Below are 20,204 nucleotides of genomic sequence, written 5' to 3'. Positions count from 1 at the left end.
GCAAAGACATGGAATTGCTTCTGATCGACCGATTGCGGCGCCTGAATCGTGCGATCGCACTTCTGGTGGGGCTGGGCCTTCTGGGCATGGCCGCCTTCGTCGTGATCGATATCGGTTTGCGGCAGGTCCATGCGTCCTTTGGCGGCTCTGAAGAGCTTGCGGGATATGCGATGGCCTTGGTCAGTTCCTGGGGCATGGCCTATACGCTGTTGGAGTTGGGGCATATCCGCATCGATCTGCTGCGGTCCCGCTGCGGCAGCCTGGCCCGCGCGTTTTTCGACGTGTTTTCAATGGCTGTGATGTCCGGCGTGGTGCTGACGATCGCGATCAAATGCTGGCCGGTGGTCGAGCGCGCGATCACCAATGGCAGCCGCGCCAACACGCCACTGGCCACGCCTTTGGCCTGGGTGCAGGTGCCGTGGTTCGCCGGTTGGGTCTGGTTCGCGCTGATGTCCTGCATCGTGACGCTTGCTGCGCTGAGCCTGATCCTGAGGGGCCGCGCGGCCGAGACCGAGCCCGTCATCGGGGCATTCGCAGAACAGGATGGCCTGCAATGATCACCTATGTCTCCGCCGGTCTCCTCGCCCTTCTGGCGCTGTCGATCCCGGTGGGCATCGTTCTATTCCTTCTGGGCTTTGGGGTAGATCAATTCTATAGCAATTTCCCACTGACCCGCGGCTTGGGAAATATGGTCTGGTCGTCGTCGAACTCGGCGACGCTGATCGCGATCCCGTTTTTCGTGCTGCTCGGCGAGATTCTGGTGCGCTCGGGCGTCGCCACGCGCACCTATGCCGCGCTGGACCGGTGGGTGAGCTGGCTGCCGGGCGGTCTGGTCCATGCCAATGTCGCGACGGCGACGATGTTTTCGGCCACGTCGGGCTCGTCCGTGGCGACGGCAGCGACGGTCGCAACGGTCGCCATGCCGCAAGCGGAAAAGCTGGGCTATGACCCAAAACTGTTCTCAGGTGCCATCGCGGCGGGCGGCACGCTGGGCATCATGATCCCGCCCTCGATCAACCTGATCGTCTACGGGTTCCTGACCCAATCCAGCATTCCACAATTGTTCCTGGCGGGCCTGATCCCTGGCCTGGCCCTGGCGCTTGCCTTCCTGATCATCACCGCGATCATCTGCCTGATCCGCCCCGAGTTAGGCGGCCAACGCCGGTTCTTTCCCTTCGCACAGATGGCCCGCGCGCTGATCGACCTGGTGCCGATCCTGATCCTGTTCGGGTTGATCGTCGGCTCGATCTATCGCGGCTGGGCCACCCCGACCGAGGCGGCGGCGGTGGGCGTGGCGGGCGCCTTGGCCATCGCGCTGGCCTTTGGCGGCGTCAATTGGACCATGCTACGGGACAGCCTGCTGGGCACGATCAAGATCACCTCGATGATCATGCTGATCGTCATCGGCGCCTCGTTCCTGAACTTCACGCTGGCCTCCGCGGGCTTGGGACAGGCATTGACCACGTTCATGGACAGCTTGGGCCTGTCGCCGCTGGGCTTCATCTTCGTGGTCGTCCTTCTCTACATCGTGCTGGGCTTCTTCATCGAAACCCTGTCGCTGATGGTGGTGACGATCCCGATCATCGTGCCGATGGTGATCGAACAGGGATATGATGTGATCTGGTTTGGCATCCTGATGATCGTCCTGATCGAGATGGCGCTGATCACGCCACCCGTTGGCCTGAACCTGTATGTGGTGCAGGGCGCGCGCAAATCCGGCAGCTTGAACGAGGTGATGTTGGGCGCCTTGCCCTATTGCTTGGTCATGCTGGCGATGGCCTTCGCGCTGATTGCCTTACCCGATATCGCGCTATTCCTGCCAAGCGCCCTGGAATAGGCGCTTCTCGCTTTCGTTGACCGCAAATCCTGCGACCCGATGGGCCGCACATGATGGAGAACACTCTGATGTGGCAATTTTGGATCGACCGTGGGGGCACCTTTACCGACATCGTCGCAAAGGATCCGCAGGGCGCGCTGCACACCCATAAGCTGCTATCGGAAAACCCCGAAGCCTATCGCGACGCCGCGATCCACGGGATCCGCACGCTGCTGGATCTGCCCGAGGGCGCCCCAATGCCCGAGCGTGCCATCGAGGCGGTGAAGATGGGCACGACCGTGGCCACCAATGCCCTGCTGGAGCGCAAGGGCGAGGCGACGGTTTTGATGATCACCCAAGGGCTCGGCGATCTGCTGCGGATCGGCTATCAGAACCGGCCACGCCTGTTCGATCTGAAGATCGAGTTGCCAGAATTGCTATACGGATCGGTGATCGAAGCCACCGAACGTCTGGATGCCGAGGGCAATGTCGTCACGAAGCTGGATGTCGAGGCGGCGCGGGCGGCCTTGCAGAGCGCCTATGCCGAGGGCTATCGCTCGATCGCGATTGCGCTGATGCATTCCTATCGTTTTCCCGACCATGAACAGGCGCTCGGGGATCTCGCGCGGAAAGTCGGCTTCACACAAATCTCGCTGAGCCATGAGGCCTCGCCCTTGATCAAGCTGGTGGGGCGGGGGGATACGGCGGTGGTCGATGCCTATCTGTCGCCGATCCTGCGCCGCTATGTCGATCAGGTCGCCGGGGCCTTGGGCACAGAGACAAGGCTGATGTTCATGCAATCCAATGGCGGGCTGACCGATGCGCGCCTGTTCCAGGGGCGCGACGCGATCCTATCGGGGCCCGCCGGTGGCGTCGTGGGCATGGTGCGCACCGCCGAGGCGCTGGGCCATGACAAGCTGATCGGGTTCGATATGGGCGGCACCTCCACCGATGTATGCCACTATGCGGGCGATTACGAACGCTCATTCGAGACCGAGGTCGCGGGCGTGCGGATGCGGGCGCCGATGATGTCGATTCACACGGTTGCGGCGGGCGGCGGCTCGATCCTGTCCTACCGCGATGGGCGGATGCAGGTCGGCCCGGAAAGCGCGGGCGCCAATCCCGGCCCCGCCGCCTATCGCCGGGGCGGCCCGCTGACGGTGACCGATTGCAACGTGCTGCTGGGCAAGCTGCAACCGGCGCAATTCCCGTCGGTCTTCGGGCCGTATGGGGATCAACCCTTGGATGCCGATATCGTCCGCGAGAAATTCGACGCCCTGGCCGCCGAGATCGGCGGTGACCGGTCCGTGGAAGAGATCGCTGAAGGGTTCCTGCGCATCGCCGTCGAGAACATGGCCAACGCGATCAAGAAGATCAGTGTGCAGCGCGGCTATGACGTGACGAAATATACGATGAATTGCTTTGGGGGCGCGGGGGGGCAGCACGCCTGTCTGGTCGCCGATGCCCTGGGGATGGAGCGGATTTTCATTCATCCCTTCGCGGGCGTTCTATCGGCTTTCGGCATGGGGCTTGCCGATGTGCGCGCGATGAAGGAACGCCAGGTTGGTCTGTCCATTGACGCTGATGCCACGGCGGCGGTCGCCGAATTGGCAGAGTCCGCACGGTCCGAGGTGATTGGCCAAGGCCTGCCCGAAGACGCGGTGAATGTCATCACAACGGCGCATATTCGGCCGCGCGGTGCGCAGCAATCGCTTGAGGTGCCCTTTGGCCCCCCGGATCAGATGCGTGCTGATTTCATGGAGGCGCACCGGGCGCGGTTCGGGTTCGATCCCGATATCTCAGATCTGCTGTTGGATGTCTTGGTGGCTGAGGCTGTCGGCTTGACCGGCGAGCGTGTCACGCTGCCTGATGTTGAGGCTGGGGATCGCGATGACCTGTCCGTGCGGCTTTATACCGACGGCGATTGGCGCGACGTGCCGCTGGTGGACCGTGCGCGGCTGGGCCTGGGCCAAAGCGTGGACGGTCCCGCGATCTTGACGGAGCCCACCGGCACCAATGTGATCGAGGCCGGGTGGCGCGCGACCTCGGCTGAGGGCGGCAACCTGATCCTGGAACGCGTCGTGCCCCTGGAGCGGGCCGAGGCCATCGGTACCGCCGTCGATCCGGTGATGCTGGAGGTCTTCAACAACCTATTCATGTCCATCGCCGAACAGATGGGTGCGACGCTCGCCAACACCGCCTATTCGGTGAACATCAAAGAGCGGCTCGATTTCTCCTGCGCGATCTTTGACCGGAACGGGGATCTGGTGGCCAACGCGCCCCATGTGCCGGTGCATCTGGGCTCGATGTCGGAAAGTGTCCGCACGGTTCTGAGGCTCAACCGCGGCAAGATCCGACCGGGCGACGTGTTCATGATGAACAACCCCTTCAATGGCGGGACGCATCTGCCGGATGTCACGGTGATCACGCCCGTCTTTGAGGGGAATGAGATCGTCTACACCGTCGCCTCGCGCGGGCACCATGCCGATATCGGCGGCAAGACGCCCGGCTCCGCCCCGCCCGATAGCCGGGTGATCAGTGATGAAGGGGTCGTCATCGACAATTTCTGCATTGTGCAGGAAGGCCGCCTGCGGGAGGCAGAGACACGGGATCTGCTGGCCTCGGGTCAGTATCCGTGCCGCAATATCGATGACAACATGGCCGATCTCGCCGCGCAGATCGCCGCCAATGCCACCGGCGTGGCTGAGTTGCAGAAGATCACACGGCAATTCGGGCTCGACTCGATCCACGCCTATATGGGCCATGTGCAGGACAATGCCGAGGAAAGCGTGCGGCGCGTGCTGGATGTGCTGAAGGATAGCGATTTCACCTATCCGCTGGACGATGGCGCGCAGATCAAGGTTGCGATCCGTGTCGACCACGATGCGCGTGAAGCCGTGCTTGATTTCACCGGCACGTCGCCACAATCGGATCTGAACTACAACGCGCCGATGGCGATCTGCCGGGCCGTGGTGCTTTATGTGTTCCGTACGCTTGTGGGCAGCGACATCCCGATGAACGAGGGCTGCCTGAAACCGCTGAAGCTGATCGCGCCGGAGGGGTCGATGATCAACCCCAACGCGCCCGCCGCGGTGATTTCCGGCAATACCGAGGTCAGCCAGGCCATTGCCGACACGCTTTACGGCGCCCTGGGCGTCATCGCGGGCAGTCAGGGTACGATGAACAACTTCGTCTATGGCAATGATCGGGTGCAGAATTACGAGACGATCTGCGGCGGCACCGGCGCGGGCGAGGGGTTCAATGGATGTTCGGCGGTGCATTCGCACATGACCAATACGCGGATGACCGACCCCGAAGTGCTGGAAACGCGGTTTCCCGTGCGGGTCGACGAGTTCTCGATCCGGCCCGGCTCCGGCGGGGCCGGGCGTTGGATGGGCGGCGATGGCATCACACGGCGGCTGCGCTTTCACGAGCCGATGACAGTCACCGTCCTGACCTCTCACCGCAAGGTTCCGCCCCACGGGGCCGCCGGAGGAATGCCAGGCGCCGTGGGCGAAAACGCGGTGGAGCGGGCCGATGGCACGCGGGAGGCGCTGTTGGGCAACGATCAGGCGGATCTCGCGCCCGGCGATGTGTTTGTGATGCACACGCCAGGCGGCGGCGGCTACGGCAGCCTCTAGCGCTGGATGCAGTCGGCGATATCGGGCGCAGTCAGGGACCGCATCCCGATCTGTGCCAATGTGATGCTGGTCTCGGATTTCAGGACGGACCAGAGCTCTGCCAACCCGTCCTCGCCCCCCGCGGCGATGGCGAATTGCAGGATGCGGCCCAGAAAGACGAATTCCGCGCCCTGGGCGAAGGCTTTGACGACGTCTTCGCCCGACCGCACACCGGAGTCGAAGAAAAGCGGCATGTCGGGCCCGACGCTCTCGCGGATCTGCGGAAGCACGGAGATCGGCGCGGGGGCGCTTTCCAATTGCCGCGCGCCATGGCTGGAGACCTGGATCGCATCCACGCCCGCCTGTTTCAACGCCGCCGCGTCCTCGATATCCAAGACCCCTTTGACCACCAGTTTGCCCGGCCACATATCCCGCAAGCGGCGTAGCGTGTCCCAATCGGCCTTGGCACGGCTCGCCTCTCGGTCGAACGCGAAGCCGGGCATCTGGAAATTTGCCATATCGGGCTTGCCTGCAAACAACGTCGACAGCGACCAGCGCGGGTGCAGCGCGAAATCGATGAATTGCCTGGGGCCTATGCGGAACGGCATCTTGAACCCGTGCCGCAATTCGCGCGGGCGGCGGCCAACCTCGGGCACATCGACGGTCAACACGATGGTCTGGTATCCCGCCGCCTTTGCGCGCTCGACCAGCTTGAAGGTGCCCGATCCATCGCCGGTGAAGTACAGCTGAAACCAGGCATGACCATCGGCGGCCTCGATCAGCGGCTCCATGGCGGTCGAGGCGACGGTGGAGACGCCAAGCGGCACCTTCTCGCGTGCGGCCAAACGTGCCAGCATCAGATCGGCGCCCGGTGCCGAGAGGTTGCACATGCCCATCGGGCTGATGCCGAACGGCGCCTTCGTCCGGGCGCCGGACAGATCGACGGACAGATCCCGCGTGCTGACATCGCGCAGGATGCGGGGCCGTAGGGTCAGATCATCGAACGCGGCGCGATTGCGATCCGCGCCGTGTTCCTGGCCAGCGGCCCCGTCGATATAGTCGAGCACCATCCAAGGCAGACGCCGCCGCGCCAGACGGCGCGCCTCCGCGCTTGAATGCAGACCGACGGCCATTCCTAGCTGGCCACGGCTTTCATGAAGCGATCCCGGATCACAACGGGATCCATGGTGATGACGGGCATCTTGGCGTTGCCGCTGTCGCATTTGACGACCATGATGGTCATCTTGCCGCCATCCAGCGCCTTCTTAAGCTCGGCGCCCGTATCGACATCCTGGCACTCCACCACGTTTTCGCAGCCGCACGCCTCGGCCACCTTGGCCAGCGAGGTCTTCTTGCCGGTATAGGTCGGCTGATCCCCGGTGGACCCGTAAGAGCCATTGTCGATGATCATCAGGATGAAGTTGTTGGCGACATTGTTCGCGATGGTCGGCAGCGTGCCCATATTGGTCAGGATCGAGCCGTCACCGTCGATCACCACCACCGGCTTGGGTTGCGCGAGCGCCAGACCCAGACCGATCGAGCTTGCCAAGCCCATCGTACCCAGCATGTAAAAATTGGTCGGCTGGTCGTCGATGGCGTGCAATTCCTGGCTGGGAATGCCGATGTTACAGACCACCAATTGATCACGCAGGATCGGGGCGATGTCTTTCAGGATTTCAGAACGGATCATTGGTCGCCATAGCCTCCCCAGAAGGACGCATCGGTCAGGATCGCCACGGGTTTGTTGCACATGAAGGTGTATTTCAGGATCTCGTCCAGCTCATCCGCATCGCTTTCCGTGTGGAAGTGATAGGTGGGGATCAGCAGCTGGTTCAGCAGTGCTTTGGTATGCACCGCCATTTCGACCTGGCAGGCTACCGGTTCGCGCAATTCGCCGCGATACGAGATCAGCATCGGCAGCGGCATCCGGTAGAATTGCGTCAGTGTCACCAGCGTGTTGATCGTCACGCCGATGGCGGTGTTTTGCATGATGATGGCCGGACGCTTGCCGCCCATCCACGCCCCGGCGCAAAGGCCCATCCCCTCATCCTCTTTGTTGGAGGGGATGTGGTAGATGTCGGGCCGGGCTTCGACCTCATCGATCACACCGGCCAGCTGCTTGCAGGGCACGGTCGTGATGAACGACACGTCGTTGGCGACGAAATCGTCAACGATCTTGGCTGAAATGCTCACTTTGATGGGTGCTCCTTGTTGGTCGCGCGGCGGGTGGCCGCGGACAGGGTGTGAGTGAAAGCCGTCAGACGGAATCGCGCAGCACGTGGACGGCGCAATGGGCGTGGCGGACAACGCGGGCCGCCGTCGATCCAAGCAGGAAATCGGCAAGGTCAGGTTTGTGCGAGCCGAGGATGATGCAATCGGCGTTCTGAGCGCTGGCGAAATCGATGATCGAGCGCCCGCCATGGCCCTTGATCGCGACGCCTTCGGTGTTGGCGATGCCCGCGACCCGTTCCGCGATCCGTTCCTGTGCCGCCTCGAAGGCCGCGTCGGAGACCGACTTGTCGATGAACGCGTTGACCGTGCCTTGCGGGTCTTCGAACACGTGGAGCGCGGTGATCTTGCCGCCCTCGCTCAGCAGTTTTTGCGCGACCTGCATCGCATGGGGGCCGAACCCGTGGTCCAATGCCATCGCAACGACGATGTGGTTATACATGTGGTGTCCTCCGTTTCGGGCCCGTGTCAGGCACCCTGCGGGTTTAGAATGATCTTCGGCGCGGCGATGCGGCCTGCGCGGATATCGGCAAAGGCGGCGGCCCCATCGGCGAGAGCGCGCGCCTCTGTCCAATCGAGCGGGCCGAGGGCGCCATCGAACATCGCCTGGGCGGTGTCCCTGAAATCCTGCGCGGTATAGGTGTAGGTGCCGATGAAGCTGACTTCCTGCAGGGTCATGCGCCGGATGTCGAGGCCGCCCATATCCTCGCCCAGGCCGACATGGGCGATGACGCCGCCGGGGCTGACGATGGCGGAGGCGGTGGCGCGCGTGGCCGCATAGCCGACCGCATCGATGACAAGTGGCACCTGCCGGGTCTCGTCCGCAGAGGGCCTTGCATCCTCGCCGCAATGATCCGTCAGAAACGCGCGGCGCAGCGCGTTTGGTTCGATGAGAGTGATCTGCGCGATGCCCATCGCCCGCAGTGCAAGCGCGGCGGCCAGGCCAATGGCACCGCCGCCGATCACGCAGGCGCGGCGATCCATATCCGGGTGCAGCGCCTCGACCGCCAGCCGCGCGGCGTGCCAACTGACGGCCAGAGGCTCGGCCAACGCAGCTTTCGTCAGGGGCACATCTTCGGGCACCGTCACCAAATTCGCATCGGGCATCGCCACATATTGCGCGAACGCCCCCTCGCGCGGCGGCATCGAGATGATTTGGCGATCTGGGCAAAGGTTGTCGCGCCCCGATGCGCAGGCGGGGCAGTGCCCGCAGGTGACCAGTGGATTGATTGTGATGCGGTCGCCGTCGCGCGCTCCGCCCTCGATCACGCCCGCCGCTTCGTGGCCGAGGATCAGGGGCGCGGGGCGGCGCGCATCGTGGCCCAGATAGGCGTGCATATCCGACCCGCAGATGCCAACCGCCTCGACACGGATCAGATGCTCGCCGTCGCGCGGCACTGGCCGGTCTACGTCCCGAAAGACGAGGGTTTCGATGCCATCATAGACCAGGGCCTTCATTTCGCGGTGAACCCCCCGTCGACCATTAGCACCTGGCCGGTCACATAGGCCGACGCGTCCGAGCAGAGGAACAGAAGCGGGCCGTCGATATCCTCAAGCGCGCCATTGCGGCCGATGCAGGTTTGCGCGGCATTGCGTGCGGCGCGGTCTGGATCTGCGAAAACGGGGCCGGTCAATTCAGTCGGGAAAAATCCCGGGCCAATCGCATTGGCATTAATTCCGTGAGTGGACCATGCTTCAGCCATAGCCCGTGTCAATTGACCGACACCCGCCTTCGACGCCCCGTAGGCGATCCCGCCCGGAAAGGCGCGGGTCGTCTGCAATGAGGCGAAATTCACAATGCGGCCCCAGCGCTGCGCCTTCATCGCGGGCACAAAGGCTTGCGAAAGAAAGAACGGGACCGACAGGTTCAGCGCCAATGTGATGTCCCAGCCTTCCGGGGTGACATCATCGGCAGCTTCGCGGGTATTGATCCCCGCCGCGTGGACCAGAATATCGGGGGAGCCGAAGGGACGCGCGATATCCTGCGCGATGGCGGGAAGATCCGCTTTGTCCGATAGATCGGCGGCGATGACAGCGGCAGAGTCCCCGATCTCATCTGCCAATGCCGTCAACGCATCCGCCCGCCGTGCAACACCGACAACGCGCGCACCTGCCCCGGCCAGCGCTATGGCAGCACGCTGCCCAAGGCCCGAACTGGCGCCCGTTACACAGGCGATGCGACCGGTCAGATCAAAAAGGCCGGTGCCGTCAGGCATCGGCGCTCAGATCGAAATTCTCACCCGGGAAGTACTTGGCCAAGCGCACATCGGCGGACCGGGCATGTCCCTCCATCCCTTCAAGGCGCGAGATCCGCGCGGTGGCGAGCGCCACATCCTTGGCGCCTTCGCGCGTGGCCTGCTGCCATGTGACGATCTTCATGTATTTATGGACCGACAGACCACCCGTATAGGACGCCGCGCCGGAGGTCGGCAGGACGTGGTTCGTGCCGCTGGCCTTGTCGCCATAGGCCACGGTCGTCTCTTCACCCAAAAACAGCGATCCATAGCAGCTGAGCCGGTTTTTCCACCAATCCAGATCTTCGGCCTGCACCGTCAGATGCTCGGGCGCATATTCATCGGAGCAGGCGGCCATATCCTCGCGGTTTCTGCACACGATCACCTCGGCAAAGTCGCGCCAGGCGGCGGTGGCATTCTCACGGTTGACCTCGGGTAGATCGTCGATCAGGGCCGGAACCCGCGCCATGACCTCTTCGGCGAGCGCTTCGTCGTCGGTCACGAGCCAGACGGGCGAGTTGTACCCATGCTCTGCCTGGCTGACGAGATCGGTCGCCACGACATGCGGGTCGGCGGTTTCATCGGCGAGGATCAGGCTGTCGGTCGGGCCAGCGATCATGTCGATCCCGACACGGCCAAAGAGATGCCGCTTAGCTTCGGCCACGAATTGGTTTCCAGGGCCAACCAGAATTTTTGCCTTGGGCAGGCCGAACAGACCAAACGTCATCGCGGCCACACCCTGAACGCCGCCCATCGCCATGATCGTATCGGCGCCGCAGATATGCGCCGCGTAGATGATCGCGGGCGCGACGCCGACGCCGGGGCGTGGCGGCGACGTTGCGATGATGTGTTTACAGCCGGCAACTTTCGCGGTGGTTACCGTCATGATGGCGCTGGCGATATGGCTGTATCGCCCGCCAGGCACGTAGCAGCCCGCCACATCGACCGGGATCGCCTTTTGCCCCGCGACCAGGCCCGGCACGACCTCAAGCTCAACATCGCGCATCGTGGCTTTCTGCGCCTCGGCAAAGCGACGCACATTGTCATGGGCAAACTGAATGTCGGCCTTCAGCTTATCAGGGACCAGGGCTGCTGCCGCCTCGATCTCTTCCGCGGTCAGGATGATATTGCCATCATATTTGTCGAACTTCGCAGCATATTCGCGGGCCTTCTCGTCACCGCCCGCTTCGATGTCCGACAGGATCTGGCGAACCGTCGCCTGCACTTCGGTGGCGTCCGATTTCGAGGTCAGCGGAGCCTTCTTCAGGTACGTTCTGGTCATGGAGCGGCAGTCCTATCGGTAGAGTTTTCGAAGGCAAAGATCCTGCGCGAACCCGCGCAGAGTGGCGCGACATCGGCAGTTGTCCCCCACCTGCCAAGTCGCGGCCACCCTCTCGCGACGCGAATCTGATGGAGTCATGTAAAGGCTTACAAGCAATCAATGCAAGCGCTTACATTTTTGTCGATTTGCTTAAACTAAGATGTCTGTTTTCGAAATATGATATAGGAAGCAGTGGCATCACACGGGACCCGGAATGAAAGACAATCGAACCGCGCCAACGCTGCAAGACGTCGCTGACCTGGCCAATGTGTCGACGGCGACGGTGTCGCGATGTCTGAATTTCCCGGATCAGGTCACCGACAAAACCCGTAGCAGGGTCATGTCTGCTGTCGATCGGTTGGGCTACACACCGAATTTCGGCGCCCGCGCGATGGCGGCACAGCGCACCAGGACCATAGGTGCGATTATTCCGACGATGGACAACGCTGTCTTTGCGCGCGGTATCCAGGCCTTTCAAGAAGAGCTCGATGCGGATGGCTACACCCTGTTGATCGCCAGTTCCTCCTATCGACAGGACTTGGAGGAGCGGCAGATCAAATCCCTGATCGCCCGCGGTGCCGATGCCCTGCTGCTGATCGGATATGAGAGGGATCCGGCGATCTACAGGTTCATCGAGTCGCGCAACATCCCGACCCTTGTGACTTGGGCGTTTGACCGAACCCAAGCGCAGGCCTCCATCGGTTTCGACAACCGTCTGGCGATGCGCAGTTTGGCGCGGGAGGTCATGCGTCTGGGCCATCGACGCATCGCGCTGATCACAATCGACGGCAGCACCAATGATCGCGTGGCCAGGCGTATGCAGGGGGTGCATGAGGCATTGCGCGAGGTTGGGTTGCACGAAAAGAGCCTCGTGGTGCACCAAACCCGCTACGGCATTGAAACAGGCGCGGAAGGTTTTGCGCAGGTGATGCAGGCCAACCCGCGCCCGACGGTGGTGATCTGCGTCAACGATGTGCTTGCCGTTGGGGCTGTCAGAAAAGCACGAGAGATGGGTTTGAGCATTCCGGATGACGTTTCAATCGTTGGCTTCGATGACATCGAATTGGCGCAGGTCACCCATCCTGAACTGACAACCGTACATGTCCCTCACCGTGAAATGGGCCGCCGCGCTGCGCGGGCCTTGATCGACAATCTGGAACATGGCGTGCCAATCACGGCGCAGGAACTGAGTGTTGATCTGCGCATTCGCCAATCGCTCGGGCCATGGCGTATGCAACCCTGACCGCGAGTCGGCGTCGCTTATGGCTGCAAGTCTCTGAGGAATTCATCAATTGTGCGGCGCAATTGCAGCGGATTGTCGGTGTGCAGCATATGCCCACCCGGAAGCATTACCAGATTTGCATTCGGGATCCGATCAGCGAACAGCGCCGCCCCGTGATGGGCGGCGGTCTGTTTGTCGCCGACAATCACCAGGGTGGGCACCTTGATATCGGACAGATGCCGACGTCCGTCGTACTGACCCGACGCATCCAAGGCGGCCCCGATATGCGCGCGATCCATTTGTGCCATTCTGCGCCGCACTTCATCCCGCGTGGTTTGGCTTTGACCAAGGCCTGACAGCCAGGCGAACCATTTGGGCGGGATCGACTTGAACAGACCCGTTGCGATGGCCGCGGATATGCGACCGGATATTCGGTCGCGCACCGTGGGCACGGCTTCGATTAGGATCAATGCCGCGACATCCTTGCCAAGTCGCGCCGCCAGTTCCAGCGCGACCATGCCGCCCAGTGAATGCCCGATCAGAACAGCGCCCGGCGGGATCGTGTCGGCAATGGCATCCGCATAGGTCTCGACGCGCGCTGGCTGCACCAAAGGCGCATCGCCATGGCCAGGTAGATCAGGGGCCGTGGCTTTGGGCAGATCGCCAATCATTGCGTCCCAAGTGGCGCCAGCCAAACCAGCGCCATGCAGCCAAACGCTACGGCACTGCTCCAGCGCGCTTTTGGGTGTCTCGGGAATTGCGCCTGGCTCGGAAGATGACATGACGAAGGCATCCTGTGTTCTGGGGTGGTCTTGCCGCTTTCCAATCGCATAGACCATCGCAGATGTGGTCCCTTTGACCTGCCTCAACTTCGCACCGGAACGGCGGTCGCCGATAGGGTCAGAGAGGCCGACTGATCGGGCGCAGTCTGTGGTCGGTCCGTGGCGGGATGCGCCTCCAGACAGAGATTGATATGCCGCTCTTTCAAACCGATTGTTTCACAGCACCAACCCTTGCGCCCGTGTCCCGGTCACATGTCAGCCAAGCTGCTGCCCGAGGATCTGCGCGAGTTTTTGCGTGAACTTCACCTCGATCTGGTCGGCGGCACGACCTCGGCGGCGAATGACCCCCAAGGGGCGGCGGAACTGCGTATGATCGAAGGACAGAAACACCAAGCGATCTTCCAGATATGGCGCCGTGGTCGCGCGTGGCATCGTGGTGATCAGATCGGTATCCGCCACAATTTCTAGCACGGACCGGATCGAATCCGTTTCACAGACGATGTGGACTTGAGTGACGCCCGAGGCGCGCATCGCGGCTTCGGTTTGTTGGCGCAGCAGGCTGCCTCGGGAATGGGCGAGCCAGACCTGCGCCTCAAGATCCGAAGGCATGATCGTCTCGCGGCGTGTCAGCGGGTGTTCCGTTCGGCACAACACGCCAACGCGGTCGTCGATCAGCTGTTGAAAATCCAAGCCTTCGGCTGGGTCTGCCAGGCTTTGGGGGCCCAATACGACATCAACCTGACCTTTTTCAAGCATCGTTCGCAATTCGTGGACCAAACCGGTGCGCAACTCGACGCTGCAATCGGGATTGGCCTTCATGAATGCGGCGAGCGCGCCGGTCAGGAAACGGCCAGCAACGATGGGCGGTGCGCCGATCCGCAACTCGCCGATGGAGCCTTGGGCCGTTTGGTCGGCGACGATGGCGGCTTGTTCTTCGGCGAGGCGAATGGCTTGCCCATTGCGCGCAAGACGCAGGGCCAGGGCGTTGGGCAGTGACCGCCGCCCCTCCCGGCGAAATAGCGGGGCGCCCAGACGATGTTCCAGCGTTCGCATATTCCGGCTCAGCGCCGGTTGTGTCAGTCCAAGACGATCAGCGGCGCTTTGAAACGATCCGACTTCAACCACCACGGAAAGCTGGGCCAAGTGTCGTGGATCAAGTTTCATATCAAAACCTTATGTATCGTGCAAAATCTTTAATTATTCGCAATCAATATCGATTGCTAGTCTGGGCGGCAAACAGGGAGGATTATCGTGAAAATCATCAGAAAACCCATGGGCGCGGTCTGTCTGGCCGCCGCGCTTTTGACAGCGCCGGTCGCGGCGGAAGCACAGATCTATAGCGGTGAGACCGCCGGGGTGGGCGATCCCGTCCACACCATGTTCGTCGCTTTCGCCAACCAGGCCGCCGGTGGCGGCGTGAATATCCAGGTCAATGCCGGGCAAACCCTAACGCGCTCGATGCTGAGTGGCGCGCGGGGGGAGGTCGACTTTTTCTCATCCGTTCCGTCACTGGTGGGTTTCATGGCCAATGGGCAGCGCATGTATGAAACTGTCGAGGATGCCAGTGAAGTCGCGGGCAATCTGCGGTCCATCCTCGGATTTCAGGCCGGTGCCTACCACCCGGTAACCCTGTCAGGATCCGGCATCGAAAGCTGGGATGGCATTGCCGGCCAGACGGTGTTCACCGGTCCGCCGGCCGGATCGGCCTCGGCCACTTCCGAGGCGTTGATCCGCATCATCACCGGCTTCGAGCCTGGCGAAGACTATGAGGCCGTGCGCCTGAGTTGGGGAGAGGGCTATTCCGCACTGGCAGATGGACAGATCGACATGATGGTGCGACCCGCCGAGGTCGGGTCGGCCAATATCGAACGGTTTGGCCTGTCGGGGGAGTTCCGGGTCCTGTCGATCCCCGACGACATGGTCGAAAACGAAGAGATGCAGGCCCTGTTCGGGCGCCCGGGCCGTGGCATGATGCAGTTTCCGGGCGATGTCTACCAAGGCCAATTGACCGAAGGCACCATCACGGCGTTGGGCTTCTTCCAGTTCATCGGCACCCATGCCGGGGTCGATGAAGAGGTGGTCTATCAGGCCACGCGCGCCTTTTGGGAAGGGTTGGACGATGTCCACGCGACGGCCTTGTTCCTGCAAGAGGTCACGCCGGAAACCGCGTTTACCGCTGTAAACGTTCCGCTGCATCCGGGGGCCTTGCGCTATTATGAAGAGGCCGGGTTCGACATTCCTGACGAATTGCGCCCCTGATCCCGACGCAGCGCGCGCCCCTGATCCGCTGTGATCGAGGGCGCCTCCCCCCTCTTGAACCCGAAAGCATCTGCTATGACGGCTTCTTCCCTTGAGACCAGCCGCGTCGACGTGATTTTCGCCGCCTTGTCCGGCGTGGCTTGCGTCGCACTTGGTGTGATGGCGCTTTACAGTTCGGGCGTTGATCTGATCGACCCAAAGCTGCACCGGGCCGGAGGGTTTGCGCTGGCCTTGATCGTCGCGGTTGCGGCGTCGCGTCGAAAGCTGGCGGCGGCAGGCGGCGGTGTTGCTGCCTTGGCACCCCTGCGGGTGGGGATCGATGGGGCGCTGATCGTCGCCGGTCTTTGGGCCATCTGGTCGTTCTATTCGGTTCAATCCCTTATGGAAGTGTCGCTTTACGATGTGCGGCAGGCCGATGCCTGGCCCGCCTTGGCGGGATTGATCGTGTTCCTAGAGCTGTGCCGCCGTCTTTGGGGGTGGGGGCTGTTCGCGGTTGGGGCGCTGGGCGCGCTTTACCTGCTGTTCGGCCAGGGTTTGCCAGGTATCCTGGAACATACCGGCTTTGATCTTGTCGATGTGTCAGAGGCGCTTTGGTACAACACCAACAAAGGTGTCTTTGGATCGATCACCAACATCGTGCTTGTCACGGTCTTTGTGTTCATCCTGTTCGGCGTCTTGCTGGAGGGCACCGGGGCGGGCGATACCCTGCTGAAATTCGCCTTCCTGGCCACGCGCCGGACCCGCGGCGGCCCGGCCCATGCCGCGATCCTGTCCTCATCCCTGTTTGGCACCATGTCGGGCTCGACCGTCGCGAACATCGTTGGCACCGGTACATTCACCATCCCGATGATCAAGAAGCGCGGCTTCTCGCCCACTTTTGCAGCGGGAATTGAGGCGACGGCCTCGTCCGGGGGGCAAATCATGCCGCCGATCATGGGGGCGGCTGCGCTGGTCATGGCCGATCTAACCGGAGCGGGCTACCTCAACATCATCATTGCCGCTCTGTTGCCCGCGTTGTTCTACTATTTCAGCTTGTTCGCCGCCGTCACGGTCGAAGCGCGGCGTCAGGGGATCGAGATCCAACCACTGGCGGTGGACGACAGGATCACCCGGCTCGACATGATCAACTCGATCCTGTTTGTTGGTCCGATTGTCACGGTCATCACGTCCCTGCTGCTGGGCTATTCGACGTCGGCTGCGGGCTTTTACGCCGTTATTGTCCTACTGGCTTTGTCCGTCATCAACCCCGAGGTGCGCCGTGATCCGATGCGGGTCTGGCGCTCGTTTCTGAAGGGCGCGGAATCTGGCGCAACGCTTCTGATTGCGATCGCGGCGATCGGTATTCTTGTCGGGTCGCTCGACAGCACCGGACTTGGCCTGAAGCTTGCGAGTGTGATCGCAGAGATCCGCGGTGAAAGCCTGTTCTCGGCCCTGTTCGTGGCCATGATCGGTGCGTTGATCTTGGGGATGGGCATGCCGACACTGCCCGCTTATCTGATCATCATTCTGGTCATGGGTCCTGCCATCCAAGCGCTTGGGGTGTCGATGCTGACGGCGCATATGTTCGTCTTTTACTACGGTGTTGCATCGTCTCTGACCCCGCCGGTGGCCATTGCCGCCTATGCCGCAGCGCCGATTGCGGGATCCAATCCGCTGATGACAGCGTTCATGTCGTTCCGGTTGGGCATGGCGAAGTTCATCATCCCGTTCATTTTCGCCTTTTACCCCACAATCCTGATCATCGAGGAATTCAGCCTGTTGCCATTCCTCTGGATCGTGGTGCGCACGTGCTTCTGCATCTGGCTGTTTTCGTCGGCTCTCTCCGCCTTCGACCTGCGAAAGCTGACCATGCCAGAGGTCATCGCACGCTTCATTGTGGCATTCGCGATGCTGGCGATCAGTCCGATGATCCATCTGCCTGCCGTTCTGATCGGCATCGCGCTGATCGTCGTCGGCTTGCGCGGTCGGTCAACCCAGGGAGATGTGGCATGACCCAGCGCCCCAATTTCCTGTTCATCATCACGGATCAACATCGTGCCGACCATTTGGGATGCTACGGCAATCGGACGGTTCAAACCCCTAATATCGACGCGCTCGCGGCGCAAGGGACGCGATGGGACCGGTTTTACGTGGCCAATCCCATCTGCATGCCGAACCGCGCCTCGATCATGACCGGGCGCATGTGCTCGGCCCATGGCGCGCGGCACAACGGCATCCCCTTGTCGAAGGATCACACCACGTTTGTGGAGTTGTTGAAGGATGCAGGCTACCGGACGGCGTTGATCGGCAAATCCCATCTGCAAAGCTTCACGGGTCTTCCTGCAACGAATACATTCGAGGCCGAAGCTGGCAGGCGTGCGCCGTCGCCGCATCTCAGGGACGCCCATAAAAGAAACCGCCATGGTGCCGAATATGACCTAGAGCTCGCGCCGGATTGGGAGCAGCCGCTTGCGGATCGACTGGATGGCGCGTTCTACGGTTTCGAACATGTCGAGGTGGTTGCCGATCACGGAGATCACGCCTCGGGCGACTACCGTCTTTGGGCCCGGCAGCAATGCGCGGATTTTGACCAACTTGTGGGCCCAGAAAACGCCTTGCCGGACAATCGGATCAACGCGCCGCAAGCCTGGCGCACGGCCGTTCCCGAAGAGCTCTATTCCACCAATTGGATCGCCGACCGGTCCGCGGCCTGGCTGGCCGAACATGCGCAAGAGGACACGCCGTTTTTCTTGCAGATGTCGTTTCCCGACCCGCATCATCCATTCACCCCGCCCGGCAAATACTGGGATATGTACGACCCCCTGGATGTCGCTCTGCCACCGTCGTTTCATGCGGGTGATTTGCCACCGATCCGCGCGATGCGTGCCGCGTTGGAGGCGCAGACAGACCCGCGCGACAATCAAAATCCCTTCGCTGTCACCGAAGACGAAGCGCGCGCGATTATCGCGTTGACCTATGGCATGATCACGATGATCGACGATGCGATTGGCCGCGTGCTGCAACAGCTAAAGACATTGGGCCTGGCAGAAAATACTGTGGTCATCTTCACCTCCGACCACGGCGACTACATGGGCGATCACGGTCTGATGCTAAAACTGCTGTTGCATTATCAGAGCATCATTCGCGTGCCCTTCATCTGGCATGATCCGACCTGTCCCAAGAGCGGGGCGAGCCATGATCTTGGTTCATCCATCGATATCGCGGCCTCGATCCTTGCGCGGGCTGGCATTCAGCCGTTCAACGGGCTTCAAGGGCGCGATTTGTTCAACTCAGAGCCGCCCGACGCGGTTTTGGTAGAAGAAGATAGCCAACGCATCATGACCGGGTTCGATCGCCCGCAGCGGGTGCGCAGCGTGGTGACCGGGCGCTACCGTATGTCGCTGCGTGAGGGCGAAAGCTGGAATGAGCTATATGATCTTGCCAACGACCCCCATGAGATGCGCAATCTCTACGATGATCCGGCCCATGCGGATCTGCGGCACAATCTGACCGAATTGATGCTGCGCCGTCTGATCCACTTGCAAGACCGTGCGCCATTGCCAGCCTATCGCGCTTAGCCGTCCCGTTGCGATGATCGCCTCGTGAAGGCAGGGGAACGCCCGCTGCGACATATGGCAAGGCAGCGCCTTCTCCATTGATCTCGACAAGAGGCCCACTAGAACCTTCTGGGTGCGCGGGTGTCGTTCGCCTGATCGGCGATTTTTGAGGAGATGGACCTTATCATGCTGTTGGACCGCGCGATCGAATTTGATCGCATCGAAACCTTTGACCAGGCATGGCAATTCTTCCAAGACAGTTTATCACCCCTCGGCTTCGCCAACTTCATCTATTTGACCATTAATGGCGATTGGACAGGGGTATCTCTGTCGACCAATGTCCCTGAGCTGTACGAGCAAGCGGATCCGGCAGAGGACCCGTTTTTAAGCCATTGCTGTCACAGCTACAAAATCACACTGACCGGGCCGGCCTATTTGCCGGACTACGCCTATTTGCCTGAGCCAGCGCAGCGGTTCATTCAGAAGGCGAGGGGTGTCGGGTTTGAGACCGGTTTTGGAATTCCGATGCGACTGAAAGGGTCGGAGCGCTTCGGAGGGTTCAATATCGGCACCGGCGCGTCGCGCGCTGATTTTGAGGCCAGTCTACTGGATCGCCGTGAGGAGTTACGGGCCTTTTGCCTTCTGGCGCATCGCCGCCTTGAGAGCTTGACGCAATTCCCATCCTCGGTTGCGCCTGAGGATGATTTGGCGCTATCGCCTGATATTGTCGCGCTAGAGGTGCTGTCGGATCGCGAGCGCGACGTTGCGTTTTTCATCGCCCAAGGCCTGTCCCGCAAGCAATGCGCGCAGGCATGTGGAATATCCCCTCACACGGTCTCAGAATACGTGAAGTCGATCTACAAAAAGCTCGGCATCAACGACCGGATCTTGCTGGTTCGAATGTTTATGGAAGCCGGGGTGGACTTACCCAGATCGGACGCCCCTCTTCCGAAGTAGATGGATTGTGGCGTGTAATGCCCTCGGACCAGGCTTGAACACATCGTTAGACCTCTCGTTGGCAAATTCAGGCGGTGACGTTGATCTGACAATGGGTGTCATGCGGCTTGGCTGGCACAGCGCACCAAGTTCGCACGCCGGACATCCCATTTATGGGTCCAGTGCGACGGCGAGGTTTCAGCTGTTGATCTGCGTTCTCTCGGTGATAGGGCCTTGCATGCCTGACAG

Annotated in this window: 17 protein-coding genes; 8 read left to right on the top strand and 9 right to left on the bottom strand. The window is 61.6% G+C overall.

What is annotated here, in order from left to right; all coding sequences use genetic code 11:
- The first annotated feature begins 8 nt into the window (after nt 1-8).
- The 3 genes from V8J82_RS06925 to V8J82_RS06915 all read left to right on the top strand — a co-directional run bounded on the left by V8J82_RS06925 (nt 9) and on the right by V8J82_RS06915 (nt 5,457).
- The gene (locus tag V8J82_RS06925) at nt 9-557 is read left to right on the top strand and encodes a TRAP transporter small permease subunit (protein ID WP_339973528.1); all 549 of its coding nucleotides are present in this window, start codon (nt 9-11) and stop codon (nt 555-557) included.
- Entirely contained in the window at nt 554-1,837 is a 1,284-nt protein-coding gene (locus V8J82_RS06920; RefSeq protein WP_339973526.1) for a TRAP transporter large permease, read from the top strand. The genes V8J82_RS06925 and V8J82_RS06920 overlap by 4 nt, the downstream gene beginning before the upstream one ends.
- Before the next feature lie 68 nt (nt 1,838-1,905).
- The gene (locus V8J82_RS06915) at nt 1,906-5,457 is read left to right on the top strand and encodes a hydantoinase B/oxoprolinase family protein (RefSeq protein ID WP_339974546.1); all 3,552 of its coding nucleotides are present in this window, start codon (nt 1,906-1,908) and stop codon (nt 5,455-5,457) included.
- On the opposite strand, the gene V8J82_RS06910 is transcribed toward V8J82_RS06915, so the two are convergent.
- The 7 genes from V8J82_RS06910 to hisD all read right to left on the bottom strand — a co-directional run bounded on the left by V8J82_RS06910 (nt 5,454) and on the right by hisD (nt 11,181).
- Nucleotides 5,454-6,569: an alpha-hydroxy acid oxidase gene (locus tag V8J82_RS06910; RefSeq protein ID WP_339973524.1), complete on the bottom strand. Its 1,116-nt coding sequence runs from the start codon at nt 6,567-6,569 to the stop codon at nt 5,454-5,456. The genes V8J82_RS06915 and V8J82_RS06910 overlap by 4 nt on opposite strands.
- Nucleotides 6,570-6,571: 2 nt before the next feature.
- The gene (gene comE, locus V8J82_RS06905) at nt 6,572-7,126 is read right to left on the bottom strand and encodes a sulfopyruvate decarboxylase subunit beta (protein WP_339973522.1); all 555 of its coding nucleotides are present in this window, start codon (nt 7,124-7,126) and stop codon (nt 6,572-6,574) included.
- Nucleotides 7,123-7,629 (bottom strand): sulfopyruvate decarboxylase subunit alpha, encoded by a 507-nt coding sequence (locus tag V8J82_RS06900; protein WP_339973519.1) that lies wholly within the window; start codon nt 7,627-7,629, stop codon nt 7,123-7,125. Before V8J82_RS06900 ends, comE begins: the two co-directional genes overlap by 4 nt.
- Nucleotides 7,630-7,693: 64 nt before the next feature.
- The gene (locus V8J82_RS06895) at nt 7,694-8,107 is read right to left on the bottom strand and encodes a universal stress protein (RefSeq protein ID WP_339973516.1); all 414 of its coding nucleotides are present in this window, start codon (nt 8,105-8,107) and stop codon (nt 7,694-7,696) included.
- Between the two features lie 26 nt (nt 8,108-8,133).
- Nucleotides 8,134-9,123, bottom strand: coding sequence for an alcohol dehydrogenase catalytic domain-containing protein (locus V8J82_RS06890; RefSeq protein ID WP_339973514.1), 990 nt, complete (start codon nt 9,121-9,123; stop codon nt 8,134-8,136).
- Nucleotides 9,120-9,881 (bottom strand): SDR family NAD(P)-dependent oxidoreductase, encoded by a 762-nt coding sequence (locus V8J82_RS06885; RefSeq protein ID WP_339973511.1) that lies wholly within the window; start codon nt 9,879-9,881, stop codon nt 9,120-9,122. Before V8J82_RS06885 ends, V8J82_RS06890 begins: the two co-directional genes overlap by 4 nt.
- A complete protein-coding gene (gene hisD, locus V8J82_RS06880; RefSeq protein WP_339973507.1) occupies nt 9,874-11,181 on the bottom strand; it encodes a histidinol dehydrogenase in 1,308 nt (435 codons plus the stop codon). The genes V8J82_RS06885 and hisD overlap by 8 nt, the downstream gene beginning before the upstream one ends.
- A gap of 253 nt (nt 11,182-11,434) precedes the next feature.
- On the opposite strand from hisD, the gene V8J82_RS06875 reads away from it, so the two are divergent.
- Complete coding sequence (locus tag V8J82_RS06875) at nt 11,435-12,463, top strand: LacI family DNA-binding transcriptional regulator (RefSeq protein WP_339973504.1); 1,029 nt, start codon at nt 11,435-11,437, stop codon at nt 12,461-12,463.
- Between the two features lie 17 nt (nt 12,464-12,480).
- On the opposite strand, the gene V8J82_RS06870 is transcribed toward V8J82_RS06875, so the two are convergent.
- On the bottom strand, nt 12,481-13,224 hold the full coding sequence (locus tag V8J82_RS06870; RefSeq protein ID WP_339973502.1) for an alpha/beta fold hydrolase: 744 nt from the start codon (nt 13,222-13,224) through the stop codon (nt 12,481-12,483).
- A 255-nt stretch (nt 13,225-13,479) separates the two neighbouring features.
- Nucleotides 13,480-14,388, bottom strand: a complete 909-nt coding sequence (locus tag V8J82_RS06865; protein WP_339973500.1) for a LysR family transcriptional regulator — start codon at nt 14,386-14,388, stop codon at nt 13,480-13,482.
- An 87-nt stretch (nt 14,389-14,475) separates the two neighbouring features.
- Between V8J82_RS06865 and V8J82_RS06860 the strand changes: the two genes are divergently transcribed.
- The 4 genes from V8J82_RS06860 to V8J82_RS06845 all read left to right on the top strand — a co-directional run bounded on the left by V8J82_RS06860 (nt 14,476) and on the right by V8J82_RS06845 (nt 19,976).
- Nucleotides 14,476-15,483 (top strand): TAXI family TRAP transporter solute-binding subunit, encoded by a 1,008-nt coding sequence (locus tag V8J82_RS06860; protein ID WP_339973496.1) that lies wholly within the window; start codon nt 14,476-14,478, stop codon nt 15,481-15,483.
- A gap of 75 nt (nt 15,484-15,558) precedes the next feature.
- Entirely contained in the window at nt 15,559-17,475 is a 1,917-nt protein-coding gene (locus V8J82_RS06855; RefSeq protein ID WP_339973494.1) for a TRAP transporter permease, read from the top strand.
- Nucleotides 17,472-19,040 carry a sulfatase family protein gene (locus tag V8J82_RS06850; RefSeq protein ID WP_339973491.1) on the top strand — a complete coding sequence of 523 codons (1,569 nt, stop codon included), beginning with the start codon at nt 17,472-17,474 and terminating at the stop codon, nt 19,038-19,040. The genes V8J82_RS06855 and V8J82_RS06850 overlap by 4 nt, the downstream gene beginning before the upstream one ends.
- 153 nt (nt 19,041-19,193) lie before the next feature.
- Nucleotides 19,194-19,976 (top strand): helix-turn-helix transcriptional regulator, encoded by a 783-nt coding sequence (locus V8J82_RS06845; RefSeq protein WP_339973489.1) that lies wholly within the window; start codon nt 19,194-19,196, stop codon nt 19,974-19,976.
- Nucleotides 19,977-20,204: the final 228 nt, after the last annotated feature.

The organism is Gymnodinialimonas mytili, assembly GCF_037544085.1.
GTDB classification, from domain to species: domain Bacteria; phylum Pseudomonadota; class Alphaproteobacteria; order Rhodobacterales; family Rhodobacteraceae; genus Gymnodinialimonas; species Gymnodinialimonas mytili.
Note: the sequence above shows the minus strand (reverse complement) of the source record. Positions and strands in the feature narration are given on the sequence as shown.

Bases quoted from the DNA above. Each gene is read 5' to 3' on its own strand.
- V8J82_RS06925 (WP_339973528.1), top strand. From the start codon at position 9: ATGGAATTGCTTCTGATCGACCGATTGCGGCGCCTGAATCGTGCGATC.
- V8J82_RS06920 (WP_339973526.1), top strand. From the start codon at position 554: ATGATCACCTATGTCTCCGCCGGTCTCCTCGCCCTTCTGGCGCTGTCG.
- V8J82_RS06915 (WP_339974546.1), top strand. From the start codon at position 1,906: ATGTGGCAATTTTGGATCGACCGTGGGGGCACCTTTACCGACATCGTC.
- V8J82_RS06910 (WP_339973524.1), bottom strand. From the start codon at position 6,569: ATGGCCGTCGGTCTGCATTCAAGCGCGGAGGCGCGCCGTCTGGCGCGG.
- comE (WP_339973522.1), bottom strand. From the start codon at position 7,126: ATGATCCGTTCTGAAATCCTGAAAGACATCGCCCCGATCCTGCGTGAT.
- V8J82_RS06895 (WP_339973516.1), bottom strand. From the start codon at position 8,107: ATGTATAACCACATCGTCGTTGCGATGGCATTGGACCACGGGTTCGGC.
- V8J82_RS06890 (WP_339973514.1), bottom strand. From the start codon at position 9,123: ATGAAGGCCCTGGTCTATGATGGCATCGAAACCCTCGTCTTTCGGGAC.
- V8J82_RS06885 (WP_339973511.1), bottom strand. From the start codon at position 9,881: ATGCCTGACGGCACCGGCCTTTTTGATCTGACCGGTCGCATCGCCTGT.
- hisD (WP_339973507.1), bottom strand. From the start codon at position 11,181: ATGACCAGAACGTACCTGAAGAAGGCTCCGCTGACCTCGAAATCGGAC.
- V8J82_RS06875 (WP_339973504.1), top strand. From the start codon at position 11,435: ATGAAAGACAATCGAACCGCGCCAACGCTGCAAGACGTCGCTGACCTG.
- V8J82_RS06870 (WP_339973502.1), bottom strand. From the start codon at position 13,224: ATGTCATCTTCCGAGCCAGGCGCAATTCCCGAGACACCCAAAAGCGCG.
- V8J82_RS06865 (WP_339973500.1), bottom strand. From the start codon at position 14,388: ATGAAACTTGATCCACGACACTTGGCCCAGCTTTCCGTGGTGGTTGAA.
- V8J82_RS06855 (WP_339973494.1), top strand. From the start codon at position 15,559: ATGACGGCTTCTTCCCTTGAGACCAGCCGCGTCGACGTGATTTTCGCC.
- V8J82_RS06850 (WP_339973491.1), top strand. From the start codon at position 17,472: ATGACCCAGCGCCCCAATTTCCTGTTCATCATCACGGATCAACATCGT.
- V8J82_RS06845 (WP_339973489.1), top strand. From the start codon at position 19,194: ATGGACCTTATCATGCTGTTGGACCGCGCGATCGAATTTGATCGCATC.